The organism is Sphingobacterium sp. E70, from assembly GCF_019285695.1.
GTDB lineage: Bacteria > Bacteroidota > Bacteroidia > Sphingobacteriales > Sphingobacteriaceae > Sphingobacterium > Sphingobacterium detergens.
In genome coordinates, this window is record NZ_CP079104.1 from 5,981,666 (window position 1) to 6,001,258 (window position 19,593).

Consider the following 19,593-nt stretch of genomic DNA (forward strand, 5'->3'; position numbering starts at 1 on the left):
TCAGATGAGCGCTTCCCATAAACGGCATCTTGAAGGTGAACTACAGTTTATCAGGGCATTTCGCTATCACGACCTCATTCGCAACTTTGGCCGGGTTGTCCTGATGGGCGATACCGTATATGGTTTGAAAGATGACTTAAATACGGCAAGCCTTTTTGAGCGCAAGTCTATTCAGGAAGGAATGGATTATGTGATCAGGGAACTGGACGAAGCGATTGAAAAACTGCCACTGGATAACAATGACAACAGCTGGGTAACCGGCCGGGCGACGAAGGCTGCCGCAATGGCCTTAAAATCAAGGCTGCTGCTGTATGCAGCGAGTCCGCTTTATAACGCGGGTACCTGGGCTGCGGCGGCTCAGGCAGCGCAAGACCTGATTTCGCTAAATAAATTCAGCCTGTACACAGGCGGATACCAATCCTTATTTTTGACTGACCGGAATCCGGAAACTATTTTTGCCCGTTATTATACCAAAAATGCCAATCATGTTCATTTGGAAATTGCCAATGGACCAAACGGCTATGGGGGCTGGGGTGGAAATACGCCTTACCAGAATCTGGTGGATGCCTATCAGATGAAAAATGGTCTAGCTCCTTTTAATGAGGATGGAACTGTAAATGCTGCTTCAGGATACGATCCCAGTAACCCCTATGTAAACCGTGATCCACGCTTTGATGCAACAATTCTACACAATGGTTCGATGTACAGAGGACGCGCGGTTGAAACATTTATACCTGGCGGCCAGGATAGCAGGGAAGGAAGGGACAACTGGAACACGTCGAAAACCGGTTATTACCTGCGCAAATTTATGAATGATGCCTATCCGCTGGAAAATCCTTGGGGAAATGCGGGATTTCAACCGTGGAATTATTTTCGTTATGCGGAGATCCTGTTAAATTTTGCAGAGGCGGCTAATGAAGCCTATGGTCCGGATATGCTATCCAAAGGTAGTAGCCTGACAGCTAGACAGGCGTTAAATTTAGTTCGGACAAGACCTTCTGTAGAGATGCCTGAAATCCCTGTTGGGCAATCGAAAGATGAATTTAGAAAACTGTTGCGCTACGAACGCCGGATAGAGCTGGCCTTCGAGGAACACCGTTTTTATGATGTAAGGAGATGGAAAATCGCCAACATAACAGAGAATGCGCCAGCCGGCGGAATCACGGTGACAAAAGGAAGCAATGGGCTTACCTATACGCGAAAAGAGGCATTATCGGGCCGCAAGTTTGAAGAAAAACATTATTGGCTCCCGATACCGCGGGCAGATATTTTGTCTTCGAACGGACAACTGGAACAAAATCCAGGTTATTAATGTTAAACAATTAAAAAAGACATACGCGATGCGCTGGGACCTTTCTCGGAACAGCGCATCGTTGTCAGATCAAGCCACCTTTTACTAAATTATTTTATACATGCGATTTACGGTTATAGCATTTTTATTGATGAATATTACGGCATCGGCATACGCGCAGGGATATAGGCAGGGGCCTACCGACAAGGATTTTGCCGGTTATCTATTTGCTTATTTTAAAGGTAATGCGGTGGCCGATGAAGCGGTCTGTTTTGCCATTAGCACCGATGGCTATACCTACCGTGCGCTGAACGGTAACCGTCCGATACTGGATTCGAAGAGCATCAGTAAAACCGGAGGTGTACGGGATCCGCATATCCTTCGGGCTGAAGATGGAAAGACATTCTATATGGTACTGACCGATATGACCTCCGCCAAAGGCTGGGATTCCAATCGCGGTATGGTCCTGCTAAAATCGCAGGATCTGCTGCACTGGTCGCATCGGGCCATCGATTTCCAGCAGCGATTCAGCGGCCAGGAAGATTTGAAGCGCGTATGGGCGCCACAGACTATTTTTGATGCGGCAGCAGGGAAATATATGGTCTATTGGTCCATGCAGCATGGAAATGGTCCGGATATCATTTATTACGCCTATGCCAATAAAGATTTTACCGATTTTGAAACGGAGCCAAAAGTGCTCTTCATGCCTAAAAATGGTAAATCCTGTATTGATGGCGATATTATCGAGAAGAACGGACTCTTTTATCTTTTCTACAAAACGGAAGGGCACGGCAATGGGATCAAACTTGCCATGACGGATTCCCTGACTTCGGGAAAATGGATCGAACAGCCTGGGTATAAACAGCAAACAAAGGATGCCGTGGAGGGATCAAGTGTTTTCAGGCGAAACCAGTCGGATCAATATATCCTGATGTATGATGTGTATGGTAAAGGAAAATACCAATTCTGTATTTCCGATGATCTGGATCGTTTTAAAGTGATCGATCAGGAGATTGATATGGATTTTCATCCCCGTCATGGAACCATTATCCCCTTTCCAGAGAGGAGCTGATCCAATTGACGTCTCATTGGGGCAAACCTAAGGATATACCGCTTGCGCTGAAAAGGAACCCGGTTCTGAACGGCTTTTATGCAGATCCCGATATTCTTTACGCTCACAAAACCCAAAAATATTATATCTATCCGACCAGTGATGGCTTTGATGGCTGGGGCGGCTTCTATTTCAAGACCTTTTCTTCGACCGATCTTATCCATTGGAAGGATGAGGGCGTCATCCTGGATCTTAAAAAGGAGGTTGCCTGGGGACCACGTCATGCCTGGGCGCCAACGATCATCGAGAAAAAGTCAAAGGCGACTATACATATTACTACTATTTTACGGCGGCGCAGAAAATCGGTGTCGCCGTAGCGGACCGGCCAACGGGTCCATTCAAGGACTCAGGTACCCCGTTGATCGATTTCAAACCTCCAGGTGTAACAGGCGGGCAGGAGATCGATCCCGCGGTGTTCAATGACCCCAGGTCGGGTAAAAGTTATTTGTATTGGGGAACGGCTATCTTGCCGTTGCCGAACTAAATACCGATATGATCTCCATCAAAAAGAATACAATAAAGGTATTGACGCCCGACAAAACATTTCGTGAAGGGGTATATGTGATCTTTCGCAATGGAATATACTATTTTCTTTGGTCAGAAGATGATACCCGCAGCGAGAATTACCGGGTTCGCTATGGGACATCAACCTCTCCCGATGGGCCAATCCGGGTGCCCGAAAACAATCTGATCTTGCAAAAGATCCGGGAAAAGGAATCTATGGTACCGGTCATAACTCGGTCTTGCAGGTCCCCGGAACCGACGAATGGTATATTGTCTATCACCGATTTAGTTACCCAAATGGGATCAGGATGGGGATGCCGCGGGATTCCATCGTGAAGTATGCATGGATCGGCTTTATTTCGATACGAATGGCCAGATCGTACCGGTCATTCCAACGCATTAATAACAATCAGATCAACCTAAACGACTACATCACATGAATATAATAATTAAAAATATAGCGGTCCTTGCCGTATCAATTTTAACCGGGCTGAGCGCCGTTTACGCCCAGCCGGGCTTTGGTGTTGCCCAGCGTATCAATGCAGACTGGCAGTTCCAGTTAGAAACTGCGGGCGCAGCACAAAACGCAACAGCACCAAACGAGCAGGCCTGGAAAACGGTCAGGCTGCCGCATGACTGGGGCGTAAAGTATCCTTTGAGTCCAAACCTCGCCAGCGCCACGGGATATTTACCAGGCGGTATAGGCTGGTACCGGAAACAGCTGTCCATACCTGCTGAAGACCAGGGAAAGAAGGTCTTTCTTTATTTTGAAGGTGTTTACAACCGCAGTGAGGTCTTTGTCAATGGGAAATCTGTCGGTAAGCGGCCCAACGGCTATGTATCATTTTCCTACGATATCAGCCCGTATATTGAATTTGGAAAGGAAAATACCATTGCGGTCAAGGTCGACCATAGCAAAAGTGCGGATTCGCGCTGGTACACAGGATCCGGAATCTACCGCGATGTTTGGCTCGTCAAGGCCGATCAGGTGCATCTGGATCAATGGGGAGTATACGCCTATCCGGAAATCAAGGGCAAGAAAGGTGTGCTCAATACCGAAACTACGGTGGTCAACAGTTCGTCCCAGCGTAGCGCTGTTACCGTGCAACAGGAGCTCGTCGATGCCGAAGGTAGGCTTGTTGAGAAAAAACCGGACAGCTTACGATCGCTGCTACCGATAAAGCACGCCTGGATCTGAAATTGACAGCATCCAATCCCAAACTATGGAACTTAACGCAGCCCATACAATACACCTTGCGGACAACAGTATGGCAAAATGGCAAGCAGGTCGATCAGTCCGAAGTAAAGACAGGCTTTCGGACTTTTACCTTTGATCCGGATAAGGGTTTTGCCTTAAACAAGCAATGGATGAAGGTGAAAGGTGTCTGTTTGCATCACGATGCCGGTGTACTCGGTGCCGAGGTTTATCCTGAAGTGTGGCGGCGGCGCCTGCTCACGCTGAAATCGCTTGGTGTTAACGCCGTGCGTACGAGCCATAATCCACAGGCAACCTCACTTTATAATTTATGTGATGAGCTGGGGCTATTGGTCATGGATGAAGCATTTGATGAATGGGAATTTCCGAAGCGGAAGTGGCTACAGGGCTGGAACGTCGGCATACCGGGTTTTGAAGGCGCTTATGATTTTTTTGAAGAATGGGGGAGCGGGATTTGGCCGACATGGTCCAAAGGGACCGCAACCATCTTTCGATATTTGCCTGGAGCATAGGCAATGAAGTGGATTACCCCAATGATCCCTATTCCCATCCGATATTGAACGGGGAGAAAAAGAAGGCGGTTTTACCCAAGCCTCTTATGGCGGTTATAAGGAAGATGCACCGGATGCCATGCGTCTGGGGATATTGCCAAACGCCTTGCTGCTGTGGTAAAAAATACGATCGCAGCCGGGCGGTAACGGCCGGCCTGGCGGGTGTGGCGATGTCTAACGAAACGGCCTACCCCGGAGCACTTGATATTGCGGGTTACAATTATACGGAGAGCCGATATCAGGAAGACCACCAGCGTTACCCAACACGTGTTATCTATGGCAGTGAAAATCGGCATGATCTTCCGGCCTGGCTAGCTGTACGTGACAATGCGCATATATTTGGACAGTTCCTGTGGACGGGGATCGACTATCTGGGCGAATCGGGCCGTTGGCCTTCGCGTGGTTTTTATTCGGGCTTACTTGATTTTGCAGGCTTTATCAAACCCAGGGGATATTTTCGCCAGTCTTTGTGGGCAGAAAAGCCCATGGCTTATTTGGGAACCTATCCATTGGCCGGGGCAACCGGTACAACAGATGTGGTCCGCTTCGGAAGCTCAGCAGGAGCAACGAAAGAACGAAAGACCCTCGATGGATGCCTGGCCGATCTGGAATTATCAGGACGGTCAGCTGATCCGGGTAGTCTGCTATACCAATAGTGCTGCAGCCCGGTTAACACTGAATGGGCAGACGCTGGGTGAAGAAAAAATATGATGCGAAAACAGGAATTATCTTTTGGGATATCCCTTATGCCGCGGGTAGACTGGAAGTGATCGGGCTGGACAGCAATGGAAAGGAAGTTGTCCGCCATGCGATCCAATCCAGCCAACGGCCGGCAACCATTCAGGCGACGCTTGTTGGCGACCCCTCGATTCAAGCAGGTGGGCTCTTGCAGCTCATGGTACAACTTGTCGATGAAAAGGGTATTCCCGTGGTTCTATCGGAAGATGAAATTACCTGCGAAATTGCTGGGAATGCGCGTTTATTGGGTATGGAGGCCGGAAATAATACGGATATGGGCGACTATACGGATAATAAACAGCGGGTCCATCAAGGCAAAATGATCGTTTATGTACAATCAACGGGCAAAGCGGGTGACCAGATTAGCATTCGGCTGACATCACCCTGGCTAAAAACCGCCACGGTATCCTATAGCGTTAAATAACGCGTTTATTCATTCGGACGCAGCGTCCGTATTTCCAAAATTTTATGACTGGGGACTTTGATGTCCCCTTTATTTTTACTTCTATTGCCGGCAATGCGCTAATCCCCTCAGGAAGCTTGATGCGCAAGGTTTTAACAGCAGCAGTGCTATCGCTGCTCTTTAGGGTCTCAAGCAGGCTTCCATTGATCCAGATTTCGCTGGTCCGCAGGGCTGTATCGGTCATATATTTTAGATAGAGTGTACTGGCAGCGGTATTTTTAGCTGGTAACTGAACCAACCACTGGTTTCACGCCAGCGTGTATCGGCAAAGCTTCCCGCTTGGCTATTTTCTTCGCGAAAGAAATGGTCCGATTCGGGCTGCTGTTCCCCGGCAATCACTTTATCCACCGTGATGGCATGGAGGGCAAGGCTTTCGCGTTCATCCCTTTCGATCTTATCCTGCAGCTCTCGAAGTTGGACGGCCGTGGTCTGTGGCCAATAGAGGATATACCTACTATCGTGAATCCCGTAGAAGGGTTCAAGTTCCATGCGCAGGCTGTCTTTCCCCTGACGAAGTCCACTTAGCGTAAAATGCAGGGGTTTACCAGGGATAGGGTCGATCAGGGTCGGAATGGCTTCAGGATCGGCTGTTAGCAGCGGGATATCGCGCAAGGGGACCTGCTTTCCGGACGCGATATGGCCCATCCGGCTATCGTCGGCCTTTAGTCCTGTGAGATCACTCGTTCCCGAACGTGCGGCGAGCACAACAGGGCCATAGGATATGCTGTAATAGTTGCTTTGGTCAGGCAGCTGTTCAACCTGGATTTCCATTGGCAACTCCATGCGCAGGTGATCGCCGGGCTTCCAGACCCGTTTTATGATGACATGGGTCGCCGCGGAATCCACGATAGGGTAGGCTTTCCCATTTATCGAAACTGCAGGGCTAGCTTTCAGCCATTTAGGCTTACGTAAGTAAAGTGTAAATTCACATTTTGTTTTGGAACGAACGGTCAGCGAGGTAAAGGCTTCTTTTGGAAAGTTGTTCTCCTGGATAATCTCGATACCCTTTTGTTTCCAGTGCACGCTGGAAGGAACAAAGAGATTGACGTACAGCTCATCATCTGTATGGGCATAAATCATTTCGCCATACTTGGCGTGGTTTTCCATGCCCGATCCAACACAGCACCACATGCTCGTCTGTGCCTGGGAGTAGACGCGATAATGTCCCGGGCGGATCTGCGTAAAGTAAACAAAGCCGCCATGTTCGGGATGCTGGCTGGACAAAATATGATTGTATAGTGCCCTTTCGTAAAAATCGATGTATTTGGCCTGTGGATCTGTGCGGTACAGCAGCTTGGTGAGCCGCAGCATATTATAGGTGTTACAGGTCTCCGGGCCTTCGATGCCCTGAACCATCTTTGAGAAGTCATTTGTCGGGTTAAAATGTTCACTGACGCTATTTCCGCCGATGGCAATGGACCGATGCAATGCAACATTATCCCAGAAATAGCGTACAGCCCCGGTCCATTCCGCATCCTTGCTCAGTTCGCCAATCCGGGCGAAACCAATGACTTTTGGGATCTGTGTATTGGCATGTAGGCCTGTTAATTTATCCTGATGTTGGGTTAGGGAGCCAGGATAGCCTGATGGGAGAACCTGCGCGCAAGCTCCAGGTATTTGGGATTTTGGGTTATAGCCGCAACGTCTGCAAAAGTTTCATTGAGTCCGCCGTGTTCACTGCGCAGCATGTCCTGTATCTGCGTGTCGGAGAGCTGAGCCACCAGTCTGCAGGCCCAATCGCTCATCGCAATAAGCATATTTTTGGCCGTCGGGCTCGCGGTCAGCAAGTAGACATCACGCAGGCCGGCATAGGTCTTATGGATATTATAAAGCGGTACCCACTTGCCATTTAGGCTAAATGTATTCGATTGGATATTTCCGGACTGGATTTCTTCCCAGATAGCTTTGCCGCCCGGGACGCCGCCGATATAGCCATTTCCATTTGCATCCTGACAGCGCTTCAGGTTTACAATCATATAATCCAGCCGTTCCTTGATGCGCGGATCACCGGTAGAAGCATACATATACGCAAGGGCAGAAAGGTAATGACCACCGATATGGCCATCCAAGCCTGTGTTTTCCCAATTGGTATAGGAGGCTTTAACGACTGCTAATCCAGCTTCCCTTAAAAATGGAGCCAGCAGACGGTCCGGATCCATCTCCAATACATACTGCAGGTCAAGCTGTTGCGCATGATGAAAGGCGCTTGGTAATAGCCGGACATTCTGTAGATCAAAATAATGGAGCTCTTTGGATGCCTGCGCAAATAAAGAGGTACAAAAGAGCAAAGCAAGGATCGTATGGGAAAGACGGCTGTTTAATTTCATGTTAAAGGTATGCTATATAATCCGCTGAATGATAAAAATATACAGCGATTTGGTTATTGGTTATGATGAGCTAATCTACTGGTATTCCAAAGATATAAATTAAGGAATTATTTTTAAGTGTTTTTTTACATTTATTATTTTCTTATTTTTCATCCCAGATACAGCGCTTGAATTTCGCGCAAATCTAGCAATGAATACGCCCCGGCCTATTGATGCGATATTAACGGGTCTCCTGCGGATTAAATTTGGCGAAGGATCTGACTTGCATTGAAAAAAACGGAATTAATCTGTTGTTGATGGGTTTTAGACATTTTTACCCTTCTTTTAATTATTTGTTGCAAGGTCATTTTTATGAAACCTCTAGCTTTGCTTTATAACCAATTGGCGAATGGCTAGCGCATTCTTAGGAATGATCGGAGAAAGGGGATAATGAATCTTTAGCAATGCATCTTGTATTTTTCTGCCGCAGTCAACAGGCTAGTAATAACCAATTCGTTTAAATAAATAACCAAGTAAGCGCCTCCAGGGGCAAAAAAGACATTTATCTCAGATAAGATTATGAACAGAAATTATGTGTCTTCTTTCTTTTGTTTTCCTAAAGAAAGGAACAGGAAAGTGAAGTGGTTGTTAATGGCTTCCATGTTAATGTCCATTGGACGACTGTCTGCCCAAGAAAAAGTCGTTCATGGAAAGATCGTAAGTGATCAGGGAAAACCGATTATCGGGGCATCGATCAAAGTGAAGAACAAAACTCTCAGTACCTCAACCAACGAGAAAGGCGAATTTGTACTCAAGCTCAATCCGGGCGAAATCCTTATTGTATCCAATGTAGGGTATAATCATGTCGAATATGTAGTCGGTAACTCTTCAGAAATCAGCATCCCGCTTGTCTCTTCGGAAATTGCAGTAGATGAGGTTGTGGTGGTGGGCTATGGTAAGCAGAAGAAGGTGGATCTGACGTCTTCTATTGCCGTAGTGGATACCAAGGACCTCGTCAAAGTCCCCGGCGGAACAATTGCCACGCTTCAGAGTGCTGTACCCGGGGTGCAGGTAACCAATGGTGCCGTCCGCATCCGTGGTGTTGGATCCATTAACGGCACGGATCCACTCTATGTGGTGGATGGGATGATCGGTGGCGCTATGCCGGACGAAAATAATATTGCCAGCATTCAGGTGTTAAAGATGCTGCATCCAGCGCCATCTATGGTGCCCGCGGAGCCAATGGCGTTATTTTGGTCACCACAAAACGGGGTAAAGCGGGGATGTAAAGCTCGACTACAATGCTTTCGGCGGCATCAAAAATATTTCCCATAATGTCCCCTGCTCAACGGACAGCAACTGGCCGAATTGATTAATGAGGAAATGTACAATAAAGATCCTTCGCGCAAAGACTATCTGCCTGCGTTGTCCAAACCCTCGGCCATCGGACAGGGTATAATATGATGGATGAACTGCTGCAGACGGGCAATTACCAAAGGCATAATCTCTCGGTCTCCGGTGGATCTCAAAATGCCAATTTTAGGCTGAGCGGCATTTATGCTACAGATAAATCCATTATTATCCAGGACAAAAACAAGTATTATGGCGCACAGTTTATCTCTGATTTTACCAAAGGAAAACTCAAGATCGGCGAAACACTTTCCTTGGGGTATACGCGACGCAACTGGAGCGACAAAAATATCATCGATGCGCAAAAGTGGTCTTCGACACTGCCCTTATATGATGCCAACAGCAGCACTGGTTTTGCCGGGGCGGGCAACGGAACGGATGTGCAGAGTGCCTTGGCGAATGCATACCTCAACAAAAACGTCAATGACAACTTTTCGGTCAACGGCAATGCCTGGGCTACCTATGAGATCATCAAAGGACTGGTTTATAAATTTAATATGGGCGTAGACCTTAGCCGCATACGCAATGAAGGCTATATCGGTAACTACTCCGTCGGTCAGTATCAGAACCATAATCCGGACGAACTCAATATCTCCAGCAGCCAGAACAACCGCTGGCTATTTGAAAATACGCTGACTTATGAAAATAATTTCGGTAAACATGCGATTTCGGCTTTGGCGGGGATCACCTCGGAAGAGTCCCGGTACAATGCGGTCAATGCGGGTGCCCGGGGTTTGCCAAGTCCGGATGTTTTGATCCTTAATTCGGCTTCCTGGCAAGTTCCCGCCTGGTGGGGTCGGGTGTAGGCCAGTCGGCCATGTACTCCATGCTGGGCCGTGTAAACTATAATTATGACAATCGTTACCTGTTGACCTTTAACATGCGGCGCGATGGATCGGCCAACTTCAGTAATCAATACCGCTATGGAAATTTTCCTTCGGTATCGGCAGGCTGGCGGATCAGTCAGGAATCCTTTATGAAAGCATTTCCGGCGATCAGCGAATTGAAGCTCCGTGGTAGCTATGGGCTGCTGGGTAATTCGGATATTGCGCAATATCAATATCAGCGGACGGTTAGTTTCGACCATGTCTGGTATTACCTGAACAATGTGATGGTGACGGGTGCCCTGCCACAGACGCCTTCCAATCCGAATGTAAAATGGGAAAGTCAGTATTCAACTGACCTTGGTCTCGATCTGGAGCTCTTTGATCACAAATTGGCTTTGACGGTGGATTACTACAATAAGAAGACGGAGGACATGCTGATCAATGTACCCATTTCGTTCACTGCGGGCTACGTCAACAACTTCCCCGTGCTGAATGCCGGAAGCATACGAAACCGGGGCTGGGATATCCTGGCATCCTACAAAGATCAGGTCGGTAATTTTGGCTATCATATCGGCGCCAATATTTCCTTCGTGAAAAACCGGGTGCTGAGCCTGGGCAACAATAATGAAATTCTGTGGGGAACGATCTCGCCTGGCGGGGAAAATGTCACAAGGACCGCCGTCGGCCGTTCGATAGGGAATTTTGGGGCTATACCACCGACGGTTTATATACCAGCCAGGCACAATTGGATGCCGATAAGGCTTTTGCACCAAATGCAGCACTGGGGATGTGCGCTTCAATGACCGAAATGGGGACAAGGTCTTAAATGATCAGGATAAGGATTTTCTGGGAAGTCCAATACCTGATTTTAGCTACGGTTTCAATGCGGATGTCAACTACAAAAGTGCCATTGGTACCTTTGACCTGTCGATGATCTGGCAGGGAAGCCAAGGAAATGATATCTACAACAATAGCCGTTATTGGGGCGAGGGGATGTACCATTACTACAATAATTTTGCATCAACGCTGGACCGCTACCGCGCGGAAGAACTTGTCTTCAAAAATCCGGTATCCGGTGAAACGACGGTCTACCCAAAAATACAGATACCGATATCCCACGTGCTGTGCTCGGCGATCCCAATCAAAATTTAAGGGCATCCAACAGGTTTGTGGAAGATGGTTCTTATCTGCGGCTTAAAGTCCTCAACATTGGTTACAGTTTTTTCTGGGCAGAGGCTCGAACGCTGGAAGATCGACCGTTTGCGGTTTTATGTTGGTGCAAAAAACCTACTGACCTTTACCAAGTACTCGGGTTATGATCCCGAAGTGGGGTCGGGCGATACCCGCTCCAACCTGAGCCGAGGCATCGATGGGCAAACGCCATGGGGACTCAGCTTCCCAAATTCGAGAGAGTATTTTATGGGTATTCAACTTACATTCTAATCCTTTAATCGACATCATGAATAGACACTATATAAAACTAGCAGCTGCTGCCTTGTTGATCCAGTTTTCGGGCTGCAAACCGAATCTGGATCTCTCCAACCCGCAGGAATTGTCGACGGACACGTATTATAAAACAGCAGATCAATTGGAAAATGCGGTCATACCGGCCTATCAGGCTCTGATCGGCCGTACGCAGGGGGATATGCACGTAGTTTGTATTATGAACTTTTGGCTCCCGGGGATGATTACAATCATACCTTCAAATGGGAACCCATGTATCAGGATACCTACAATACACCTGCAAGTGACGGGATGGCCGCCCAGACCTGGAGAGATTTTTGGAACGGGGTATTTGCGGCAAATTTAGCCATCGACCGTATTCAGAAGTTTGAGGGTGAAATAGACCAGAATAGAAAGAATAGACTGTTGGGAGAAGCGTATTTTCTGCGGGCGCTGAACTATTTGCACCTGGGCATGCTGTTTGGGGAAACCATTCCACTGATCAGCAAACCTGTTGAAACCAATGAAGATTATTATCCGGGCAACGCAGCGGCGGGTGCCGTGTATGCGCTGATCGTGGATGATTTTAAGAAAGCATCGGAATTGTTGCCAACACGGGCAGCGCTCTACGCCGATAGCAAAATGATCGGTAGGGCCACCAAAGGTGCTGCCCAGGCTTACCTGGCCAAAACTTATTTGTATAAACCCATCCTCGCAAAAGGACAGGCAGCGGATTTTGCCAATGCCGAGATCCAGTTGAAAAGCGTGATTGATAGCAAGGAGTATCAGTTGATGTCCTCATACAGGGATAATTTTCTGGAAACAAAAGAGAATAATCAGGAGTCTGTTTTTGAGGTGCAACTCTACAATGGACCGGGCTGGCTGGGGACGATATATCGAGTTCATGGCGCTGGCAGGAAATTGGCATGTTTGACGGAACGGGTGGTGCCTGGTGGAATCTGGCCCCCAATAAAATGGCCCACGATGAATTTGAAGATGGAGACCCCGGAAATATATGACCTTATGGTGCGAGAATGGTGCAAAGTTTACGCAATTGGATGGTAAGGTCACGGACTATGCGGACTGGATGAAAAACCTGGCGACCAATAAAGATTACTTTGGCACCCGTAAATATTGTCCGGATGTGCAGATCGCGGATTTTGATAATGGCAACAACGATCGTATTTTTCGCTATAGCGATGTGCTGCTGCTCTATGCCGAATGTCTCAACGAACGTGGCGATATCGCCGGAGCAAAGCAATACATCAACTTGGTGCGCAAGCGAGCCAATAATATCGTTCCCGATGAGCAGCCACACCTATGGTATCAAAATCCAATGGGACAATCCCCGACGTAGACGGATTGATCGTGCAGGGTTTGGTCAAAAATGGTGTCCTTTAAATACGGTCAAAAATATTATCGCGCATGAGCGATTTGTTGAATTCTTGGGTGAATATCAACGGTATTTTGACCTCTTAAGATGGGGATGGCCAATCCAAGCTGGCTGGAACCCTTGAAAAAAGGCGGCTGGTCTGTCAAAGCGATGTATTATCCTTTTCCACAGTCCGAATTGGACAATAATAAAAATCTGAAAGGCAATGACATGAACAATTGATCCAGGAAATGTATGTTTTTAGTTATTCGTAGGTAGTGTTAGGTGGAGGTGCCCTTTCTAAGGGCACCTTTTTGAAGCGCAGTCGAATGAAAAGGTTCAAAACATTTACTTTTGGTATTCAAGAAAATAACAAATTATAAACCGAATCTCTTTGTCGGGCAGGTTTGGAGCCTGGCATCTTGATCGAAAAATCATCATACAATGAACAGAAGAACAGCTATTAAGTTTCTCGGGGCAACTATTCCGACCCTTTTTCTTGGTAAATTTAGCGCTGCCTATGCGTATCTTGGGAAAGCTCCATTTCATCCCGACTGGCGCTCACTTGAAAACTATCAGGTACCTGATTGGTTCAGGGATGCCAAATTTGGTATATGGGCACATTGGGGGCCACAGTGCCAGCCTGAAAGGGGCGACTGGTATGCACGCGGCATGTATCAAGAAGGATCAGATCAATACCGGTATCATCTCGAAAAATATGGCCATCCTTCCGTTTTTGGTTTCAAGGATGTAATCCATCAATGGAAAGCCGAAAATTGGAATCCGGAAGAGCTGATGGAGCTCTATAAAAATGCCGGTGCCCAGTATTTTATGGCCCTGGCCAATCATCATGATAATCTGGATCTTTATCGCAGCAGCCACCATTCATGGAATAGTGTCAACCTTGGCCCTAGAAAAGATATTGTTGGCGGCTGGGAGCGTGCTGCTAAAAAAAGAGGACTCAAATTTGGTGTGAGCGTTCACGCAGCGCATGCCTGGACCTGGTACGAAACGGCGCAACGAAGTGATAAAGCCGGAAAGTTTGCCGGAGTACCTTACGACGGGAAGTTGACAAAGAAAGATGGCGCCGGAAAATGGTGGGCAGATTACGATCCACAGGAGCTCTACGCTCAGGATCATGAGCCTAGTTTAGATAGCAAAGACGACAACACGGTTCATCGGCAGTGGCATTGGGATGTCGCCTCCGGCGTGAGTATCCCGACCAAAGCGTACTGTGAAAATTTTAAAGCGCGTACGCTGGAACTGATGGACAACTACAAGCCTGACATGGTTTACTTTGACGATACGGTACTACCGCTTTATCCTATCAGCAATGTTGGACTGGAGATTGCGGCCGATTTTTACAATAAGAGCATGCAGGCGAATAAGGGTAAAGTCGATGTGGTCATCAACGGTAAAATCCTGAATGAACAGCAACGGAAATGCCTGGTATGGGATATCGAACGGGGTCAGAGCAATACGATTGAACCTCAGCCCTGGCAGACCTGCACTTGCATAGGTTCCTGGCATTATGATCGCCGGATTTACGATAATAATCAGTATAAATCGGCCAAAACCGTTATTCATATGTTGATTGATGTGGTCAGTAAAAATGGTAATTTACTCTTGAGCGTGCCCTTACGCGGCGATGGTTCTATCGACGATAAAGCGAAGGAAGTGGTAAAGGGCATTGGAAATTGGATGACGGTACATAAAGAGGCCCTTATTGGGACCCGGCCTTGGCATATTTTTGGCGAGGGACCAGCACAAGAGGACGCTCCTTCACTGAGTGTGCAGGGCTTCAATGAAGGAAAAGGTAAAGCTTTTACCAGTGATGATGTCCGTTTTACGACAAGAGGAAATATCCTGTATGCCTTTATTATGGGAACAACGGCCGAAAAACAAATTACAATTAAGTCCCTGGGCCGTTCGGCTGCCAATTCCCGGGCAATTAAATCTATTCGCCTGCTCGGAAGCACTGATAAAATAGGATATAGACAGCTTGATGGTATGCTGGAAGTCACCCTGCCGGATCATTTTATTCAGAACAACATAGCTACTGTGTTAGAAATCGCCTAACGACCTGTAGTTGCTATGTTGTTTTTTGACTGATCCTCATTTTGCCTGCACCTAACGGTCTGCAGCGTTTACGCTTTATTTTTCTGCAGCAATCTAAGCATGCTTGCTGCATAATTCTTGCCCAGCTGTCGGTACCCCGCAGGGCTGAAGTGCAGTCCGTCGCCAATACCTTCACAACCTACGGAGGAGATGATATGGGCGGTGGGTATCGTAGCTGGCAGGGTCTGGATAATGCTGTTCATGCTAGCGCATTTCCCTCCAGCTTCGGCCGATAGGAGTTCGCCGGCAAGCAGCGGGACATCTTGGGCTTTCAGCTGTAAATCATCTAAGAGGTTTTCATAGACTTTTTCACTTTATCGGGCCATTGGCGATCGCCGGTATTGGACTCACCCTGATGAAGCAAAATCCCTTTGATAACACCCTTCTGCTGAGCTATCCTGGCTAGGGCCACAAGTCTTCCATAGGGATTGTTGTCATATGCAGCAAGCATGGATTTCATCCACTCCGGTGCCTTTGCGACGTAGCTCGCGCTGCTGTCCTGATCAAACAATTGAATATGGCAGCCGCCTACCGAAACATTGATGATACCGACCTCAATATTTTTGGGAAGATTTTCAACAAGCGTTCGGCCAAAATAATCTGCAGGTGTAAGTCCGGTGTGGCAGCGTGTAAGCGGTGCCCGGGCGGGAGACCATTGGCCATACCGCCGCCCTAGGTCGGGACAGTCTACTGCCGACAGTACCTGGAACCGTTCGATGGAGGTCGTGTCCTGGGCTTCGAATTGGCCATGTCCCTCCATATTGGATTGCCCAAAACAAAGGTAAATATGGAAGTTCTTGTCTTGGGCAAAGCTGGCTGTACCCGAAAAATTGCATGCCATGATGAGCAATAGCAGGACTTTAAAATGTATTTGTCGCATGGTGAAGGTTTTCATGTTTTTAAAATTAAGCTATTTCGCGGTAAGCTTGCTTACCGCGAAAAGATAACCTTTAATTCATCGCTATAAATTTGAATTTAAACAATTGACAGGATGTACCGTAGTAATCCCAAAGATGCAGATTGGAGTTGCCATCCATGGTACAGTTGGGTACATCCCAACCGCGTGTGGCATCGACCTTTGAGGTAATTTTATAATAGCCATTGGCTACAGCGGTGACCTTCCAGGCCTGCGCATCATTGCCATAATTTTGCCAGAGCCGGATGGCAGTTCCGAGCGCGTTGCTGTTACTCGCCAGGTCAATACAGCGATTACTGGCGCTTGCTTTGGAAACAAAGCGCCAGTACCCATTGCCCGCATCGATGGCTACCCAGCGCTGTGCATTTGCGCTATTTCGGGTCCAGGGTCGGAGTACTGCGCCGTTGGCATCTTCCCCTGATTTCAAATCAAGTACTTTGTTGACATCGGTCTGAAATTCGATTTCGTAAACCCCATTATTCACTAGGCTAGTGACGGTGCAGTTAGACATGGGGTAATTGGAGGTGGCATATTGCTGAAACCACTGTTTTGCAGGAGCTGCGCAGGCCTCCCAATCGTTGTTATAGGCGGTGCCGGCATTGGGATCTCCTTTGTGAAGCAGATTGTCCGGAGCGAGCAGGTTCCAGCTTACATTGCCGGACTGATCGACGATATATTTTAGATTGGCGCCAAAACCATTGCCACCCGCTGTACCCGTGGTTCCGGTACCGAAGGTGCCGTATCCCTGTGGCGCCCAGTCGGTCTCGGTAATGGCGATCGGAGCGATGTCAGCAATAGGTTTGACATTGGTATTCCAGGCATTCTGAAAAGCTTGATAGGTATTGACACCACCCCAGTATCCCGGATAGATATGCACGGCGTAGCCGATGTTGCCACCGGAAATCTGATTGTTGACGTAGCCTTGGTAATGGGACTGCCAACCGGTGCCAGGTATCCAACAGACATTATTGGCCCCGTTGTTACGGATGATATTGACCAGGGGCTGAAAGAAATTTTTCAATGCAGCAAAATGTTCGTTGCCCGTCATTCCCCAGGTACCGTTTGTCCCCAGGATCTCAACCGGTTCATTGGCCAGCTCAAACATCACATTGTCTGCATTTTTCAGGGCAGCGTGCTGCGATAGGAAAGTCCAGACGGTCTTGAGATAAGTATGATAGGCATCATTGACCGCGATACGGTGCGGACATACACCCGGAGGGCGCAAGATGACATACATACCCCGGCTGCGGGCATGGTTGATCAAGGGGATAATGACCTGATCGGTGTAGGTAACCAGGCGGTTGTAGTTGAACCTGGAGATATCGTCTTCGGGAATGGGCGCTCCCGGATCATTGGTCCAGTAAGGATCAATGTGCAGACGGATATAATTGAGGTGCCAGCCGTCGGCGGCGCTGCTGAGCTTGTCCATGACCGCCTTGTTATAATTGAGCGCGCCCTGCACATTGTAGTTGTCCCAAGTGCAGTAACCTGAGTTGGCGCCATACTGGCAACCATTGAACCAAGGGCTGGGCGTAATGGCTACCCCATGCAGGACAATGTTATTGTCACAGGGGTCTTTGAGGTACTTTCCGCCTACATGTAGGGTCGGCGTCGGCCTTGGCCAGTTTGTCACCGCTTGCGCGGAGATATTGCCCTTAAGACTTCTTTCGGATTCACTGGTCAGCATTTTTTCTTCCAGCCGCGAACAGCTGGAAAAAATAGCGAATAAAAAGACCAGCAGTAACCACTTGTTGTTTGTTCTCATAATTTAACTATTTAAAAGGTGATTAATGATCTTATTTTATAGCGGACAAGGCCTCAGCAACAGCCTGGTAGGCGGGCTTTCGGACAAATCCTTCAGTCCATAATCCGATCGGTTCCCCGCGCCGCCAGAATGAACTTTCCTGATCTGGACTATCCAAGGGGCTCCATAGGGTGATACCGTACTGTTTATCCTTGGGAATGATCTCGCGGTATTTCTCGACGACAAATTTGTACAGGTCAGCCTGTTTCTGATACATTTCAGCGGTCGCATTGCTGGTTTTGATGCCATCTCCCAGGCCAATATCAAGCTCAGATACTTTGATCAGCTTGCCCGTGGCGGCCAATAGATTGAACATACTCACGATGTTATCTTTGCTGGTATGGATATCGATGTGCATCTGGGTGCCGATCCCATCCACTTTAGCGCCTTTGCTTTCGATGTAGCTGACATAGGCGATGAGTCCTTTGCATTTGTTGCCACTGCCTTCTAAGCCATAGTCATTGATGAATAGGAGATCATTGGCGTTGCCATATTTGCGGGCAAACTGGAAGGCTTTCACGGCATAATCCTTACCTAAGTAATCCTGCCAGTAGAATTCATCATCCGCCAGATCGCTTTTGCCGACTCCCGTTTTTAGGGCATATTGGTCCGGCCAGTCGGACATGGGTTCATTGACCACATCCCAGGCTTTGATATAAGCTTTCGTTTTCTCAAGCATACCGGCAATAAATGTTTCCAGCGCTTTACTGAGTATGGCTTCTTTCTCGGCAGCTGTTTTCTCGATCGTGCTACCCCAGGGCTGCCATAACCTTCGCCATCGGCGGACTGTGCCCTGGTGGAATTGTTTCCCCAGCCAAACCAGCCGTCAATATTGTTTTCAAAATCACTGTTGGCAATAAGGCTTGCCGAACTGCCTGTTTTTGTCAGCACAACCTTATCAATGAAAATGGTGCCATCGTATTGGCCAAAATTGATGATAAAACGGTTACGCGCTGCGGTTGCCGTCACTTTAAGTTCGTACGCTTTGTAGCTTGTTGTTAAAGCCAATGACCCCATATTGTCGCCGGAATAATTGGAGGTGCTCTGCAGATCAATTCAATATTACCCGCTTTGCTGCCCCGGGCCACAATCTTCAATACATATTCTTTTCTATTTCCGTCGGGTTAATGTCTGTGGCTGTCTGTGCTTCCCAGGCATTGACGACAGCAGGGTTGCTCATTTTTAAGGCATGTCCGGCGAGGGCCGGCCCGTCCGAGCCTGGTATAACCACAGGCGCGATTAACTTATTCAGGTAGGCGCCATGCTGTCCCGAATGCCAGCACAGCGTATGGCCATATAATGCCATGTTGTTTTCCTGTGCCGCCTTGATCAGCTGCTCGACACGTGCCAGGTTAAGGCTTCCATCGGCCTGCACAATGGAACCATGTTTCATTTCATAACCCATGACCATCTCCTCAAAATTACGGTTGGCCAGTCGGTAGAGCACCCCTTTGTTAAAGTAATCATTCATATTGAGCGCTACACCAAGCTTAAAACCGGGGTTTGCCTGTTTGTCCAAATAG

General features: G+C 47.9%; 22 protein-coding genes and 4 pseudogenes. 20 read left to right on the forward strand and 6 right to left on the reverse strand.

Annotation, left to right across the window (positions count from 1 at the left end):
- Positions 1-4: 4 nt before the first annotated feature.
- The 9 genes and pseudogenes from KUH03_RS42765 to KUH03_RS42800 all read left to right on the forward strand — a co-directional run bounded on the left by KUH03_RS42765 (position 5) and on the right by KUH03_RS42800 (position 5,835).
- A complete protein-coding gene (locus tag KUH03_RS42765; RefSeq protein ID WP_257090657.1) occupies positions 5-1,312 on the forward strand; it encodes a RagB/SusD family nutrient uptake outer membrane protein in 1,308 nt (435 codons plus the stop codon).
- 130 nt (positions 1,313-1,442) lie between these two features.
- Positions 1,443-2,363 (forward strand): glycoside hydrolase family 43 protein, encoded by a 921-nt coding sequence (locus tag KUH03_RS42770; RefSeq protein WP_257090658.1) that lies wholly within the window; start codon positions 1,443-1,445, stop codon positions 2,361-2,363.
- Between the two features lie 5 nt (positions 2,364-2,368).
- Positions 2,369-2,719 (forward strand): family 43 glycosylhydrolase, encoded by a 351-nt coding sequence (locus KUH03_RS42775; RefSeq protein WP_257090659.1) that lies wholly within the window; start codon positions 2,369-2,371, stop codon positions 2,717-2,719.
- A pseudogene (locus tag KUH03_RS42780) lies at positions 2,704-3,242 on the forward strand (family 43 glycosylhydrolase). Before KUH03_RS42775 ends, KUH03_RS42780 begins: the two are co-directional and overlap by 16 nt.
- 100 nt (positions 3,243-3,342) lie before the next feature.
- On the forward strand, positions 3,343-4,104 hold the full coding sequence (locus KUH03_RS42785; protein WP_257090660.1) for a sugar-binding domain-containing protein: 762 nt from the start codon (positions 3,343-3,345) through the stop codon (positions 4,102-4,104).
- A gap of 2 nt (positions 4,105-4,106) precedes the next feature.
- Positions 4,107-4,634 (forward strand): glycoside hydrolase family 2 TIM barrel-domain containing protein, encoded by a 528-nt coding sequence (locus tag KUH03_RS42790; protein WP_257090661.1) that lies wholly within the window; start codon positions 4,107-4,109, stop codon positions 4,632-4,634.
- On the forward strand, positions 4,586-5,329 hold the full coding sequence (locus KUH03_RS42795; protein ID WP_257090662.1) for a hypothetical protein: 744 nt from the start codon (positions 4,586-4,588) through the stop codon (positions 5,327-5,329). The genes KUH03_RS42790 and KUH03_RS42795 overlap by 49 nt, the downstream gene beginning before the upstream one ends.
- Entirely contained in the window at positions 5,304-5,384 is an 81-nt protein-coding gene (locus KUH03_RS50070) for a DUF4982 domain-containing protein (protein WP_373564909.1), read from the forward strand. Before KUH03_RS42795 ends, KUH03_RS50070 begins: the two co-directional genes overlap by 26 nt.
- Positions 5,368-5,835, forward strand: coding sequence for a DUF4982 domain-containing protein (locus KUH03_RS42800; protein ID WP_257090663.1), 468 nt, complete (start codon positions 5,368-5,370; stop codon positions 5,833-5,835). The genes KUH03_RS50070 and KUH03_RS42800 overlap by 17 nt, the downstream gene beginning before the upstream one ends.
- Here KUH03_RS42800 and KUH03_RS50075 read toward each other — a convergent pair.
- Positions 5,828-8,201 (reverse strand): annotated as a pseudogene (locus tag KUH03_RS50075) (beta-L-arabinofuranosidase domain-containing protein). The gene KUH03_RS42800 and the pseudogene KUH03_RS50075 sit on opposite strands and share 8 nt — an antisense overlap.
- 645 nt (positions 8,202-8,846) lie before the next feature.
- Here KUH03_RS50075 and KUH03_RS42820 point away from each other — a divergent pair.
- The 11 genes and pseudogenes from KUH03_RS42820 to KUH03_RS42870 all read left to right on the forward strand — a co-directional run.
- Positions 8,847-9,323, forward strand: a pseudogene (locus KUH03_RS42820) (carboxypeptidase-like regulatory domain-containing protein); the annotation flags it as partial.
- A gap of 77 nt (positions 9,324-9,400) precedes the next feature.
- Entirely contained in the window at positions 9,401-9,469 is a 69-nt protein-coding gene (locus KUH03_RS42825) for a hypothetical protein (protein ID WP_257097865.1), read from the forward strand.
- 171 nt (positions 9,470-9,640) lie between these two features.
- The gene (locus tag KUH03_RS42830; protein ID WP_257090665.1) at positions 9,641-10,396 is read left to right on the forward strand and encodes a hypothetical protein; all 756 of its coding nucleotides are present in this window, start codon (positions 9,641-9,643) and stop codon (positions 10,394-10,396) included.
- A complete protein-coding gene (locus KUH03_RS42835; RefSeq protein WP_257090666.1) occupies positions 10,381-11,220 on the forward strand; it encodes a TonB-dependent receptor in 840 nt (279 codons plus the stop codon). The genes KUH03_RS42830 and KUH03_RS42835 overlap by 16 nt, the downstream gene beginning before the upstream one ends.
- Positions 11,207-11,569 (forward strand): hypothetical protein, encoded by a 363-nt coding sequence (locus KUH03_RS42840; protein ID WP_257090667.1) that lies wholly within the window; start codon positions 11,207-11,209, stop codon positions 11,567-11,569. The genes KUH03_RS42835 and KUH03_RS42840 overlap by 14 nt, the downstream gene beginning before the upstream one ends.
- A gap of 57 nt (positions 11,570-11,626) precedes the next feature.
- A complete protein-coding gene (locus KUH03_RS42845) occupies positions 11,627-11,860 on the forward strand; it encodes a hypothetical protein (RefSeq protein ID WP_257090668.1) in 234 nt (77 codons plus the stop codon).
- A 213-nt stretch (positions 11,861-12,073) separates the two neighbouring features.
- Positions 12,074-12,925: a RagB/SusD family nutrient uptake outer membrane protein gene (locus KUH03_RS42850; protein WP_257090669.1), complete on the forward strand. Its 852-nt coding sequence runs from the start codon at positions 12,074-12,076 to the stop codon at positions 12,923-12,925.
- Positions 12,915-13,217 carry a RagB/SusD family nutrient uptake outer membrane protein gene (locus KUH03_RS42855; RefSeq protein ID WP_257090670.1) on the forward strand — a complete coding sequence of 101 codons (303 nt, stop codon included), beginning with the start codon at positions 12,915-12,917 and terminating at the stop codon, positions 13,215-13,217. Before KUH03_RS42850 ends, KUH03_RS42855 begins: the two co-directional genes overlap by 11 nt.
- Entirely contained in the window at positions 13,165-13,377 is a 213-nt protein-coding gene (locus tag KUH03_RS42860; RefSeq protein WP_257090671.1) for a RagB/SusD family nutrient uptake outer membrane protein, read from the forward strand. The genes KUH03_RS42855 and KUH03_RS42860 overlap by 53 nt, the downstream gene beginning before the upstream one ends.
- Positions 13,347-13,475, forward strand: a complete 129-nt coding sequence (locus KUH03_RS42865) for a hypothetical protein (protein WP_257098102.1) — start codon at positions 13,347-13,349, stop codon at positions 13,473-13,475. Before KUH03_RS42860 ends, KUH03_RS42865 begins: the two co-directional genes overlap by 31 nt.
- A 201-nt stretch (positions 13,476-13,676) precedes the next feature.
- Positions 13,677-15,311: an alpha-L-fucosidase gene (locus KUH03_RS42870; RefSeq protein WP_257090672.1), complete on the forward strand. Its 1,635-nt coding sequence runs from the start codon at positions 13,677-13,679 to the stop codon at positions 15,309-15,311.
- Positions 15,312-15,379: 68 nt separating this feature from the next.
- Here KUH03_RS42870 and KUH03_RS42875 read toward each other — a convergent pair.
- The 5 genes and pseudogenes from KUH03_RS42875 to KUH03_RS42895 form a co-directional block, all read right to left on the reverse strand.
- Positions 15,380-16,245, reverse strand: a pseudogene (locus KUH03_RS42875) (sialate O-acetylesterase).
- Positions 16,246-16,300: 55 nt separating this feature from the next.
- A complete protein-coding gene (locus KUH03_RS42880) occupies positions 16,301-18,031 on the reverse strand; it encodes an RICIN domain-containing protein (protein ID WP_257090673.1) in 1,731 nt (576 codons plus the stop codon).
- Between the two features lie 31 nt (positions 18,032-18,062).
- Positions 18,063-18,770 carry an endo-1,4-beta-xylanase gene (locus tag KUH03_RS42885; RefSeq protein WP_257097867.1) on the reverse strand — a complete coding sequence of 236 codons (708 nt, stop codon included), beginning with the start codon at positions 18,768-18,770 and terminating at the stop codon, positions 18,063-18,065.
- A complete protein-coding gene (locus tag KUH03_RS42890) occupies positions 18,665-19,087 on the reverse strand; it encodes a hypothetical protein (RefSeq protein WP_257090674.1) in 423 nt (140 codons plus the stop codon). The genes KUH03_RS42885 and KUH03_RS42890 overlap by 106 nt, the downstream gene beginning before the upstream one ends.
- A gap of 76 nt (positions 19,088-19,163) precedes the next feature.
- Positions 19,164-19,589: an endo-1,4-beta-xylanase gene (locus KUH03_RS42895; protein WP_257090675.1), complete on the reverse strand. Its 426-nt coding sequence runs from the start codon at positions 19,587-19,589 to the stop codon at positions 19,164-19,166.
- Positions 19,590-19,593 lie beyond the last annotated feature (4 nt).

Excerpts from the sequence above, each read along its gene's own strand:
- KUH03_RS42765 (WP_257090657.1), top strand. The coding sequence starts at position 5 with ATGAGCGCTTCCCATAAACGGCATCTTGAAGGTGAACTACAGTTTATC.
- KUH03_RS42770 (WP_257090658.1), top strand. The coding sequence starts at position 1,443 with ATGAATATTACGGCATCGGCATACGCGCAGGGATATAGGCAGGGGCCT.
- KUH03_RS42830 (WP_257090665.1), top strand. The coding sequence starts at position 9,641 with ATGATGGATGAACTGCTGCAGACGGGCAATTACCAAAGGCATAATCTC.
- KUH03_RS42890 (WP_257090674.1), bottom strand. The coding sequence starts at position 19,087 with ATGGGGTCATTGGCTTTAACAACAAGCTACAAAGCGTACGAACTTAAA.
- KUH03_RS42880 (WP_257090673.1), bottom strand. The coding sequence starts at position 18,031 with ATGAGAACAAACAACAAGTGGTTACTGCTGGTCTTTTTATTCGCTATT.
- KUH03_RS42785 (WP_257090660.1), top strand. The coding sequence starts at position 3,343 with ATGAATATAATAATTAAAAATATAGCGGTCCTTGCCGTATCAATTTTA.
- KUH03_RS42795 (WP_257090662.1), top strand. The coding sequence starts at position 4,586 with ATGGTCCAAAGGGACCGCAACCATCTTTCGATATTTGCCTGGAGCATA.
- KUH03_RS42870 (WP_257090672.1), top strand. The coding sequence starts at position 13,677 with ATGAACAGAAGAACAGCTATTAAGTTTCTCGGGGCAACTATTCCGACC.
- KUH03_RS42860 (WP_257090671.1), top strand. The coding sequence starts at position 13,165 with ATGAGCAGCCACACCTATGGTATCAAAATCCAATGGGACAATCCCCGA.
- KUH03_RS42865 (WP_257098102.1), top strand. The coding sequence starts at position 13,347 with ATGGCCAATCCAAGCTGGCTGGAACCCTTGAAAAAAGGCGGCTGGTCT.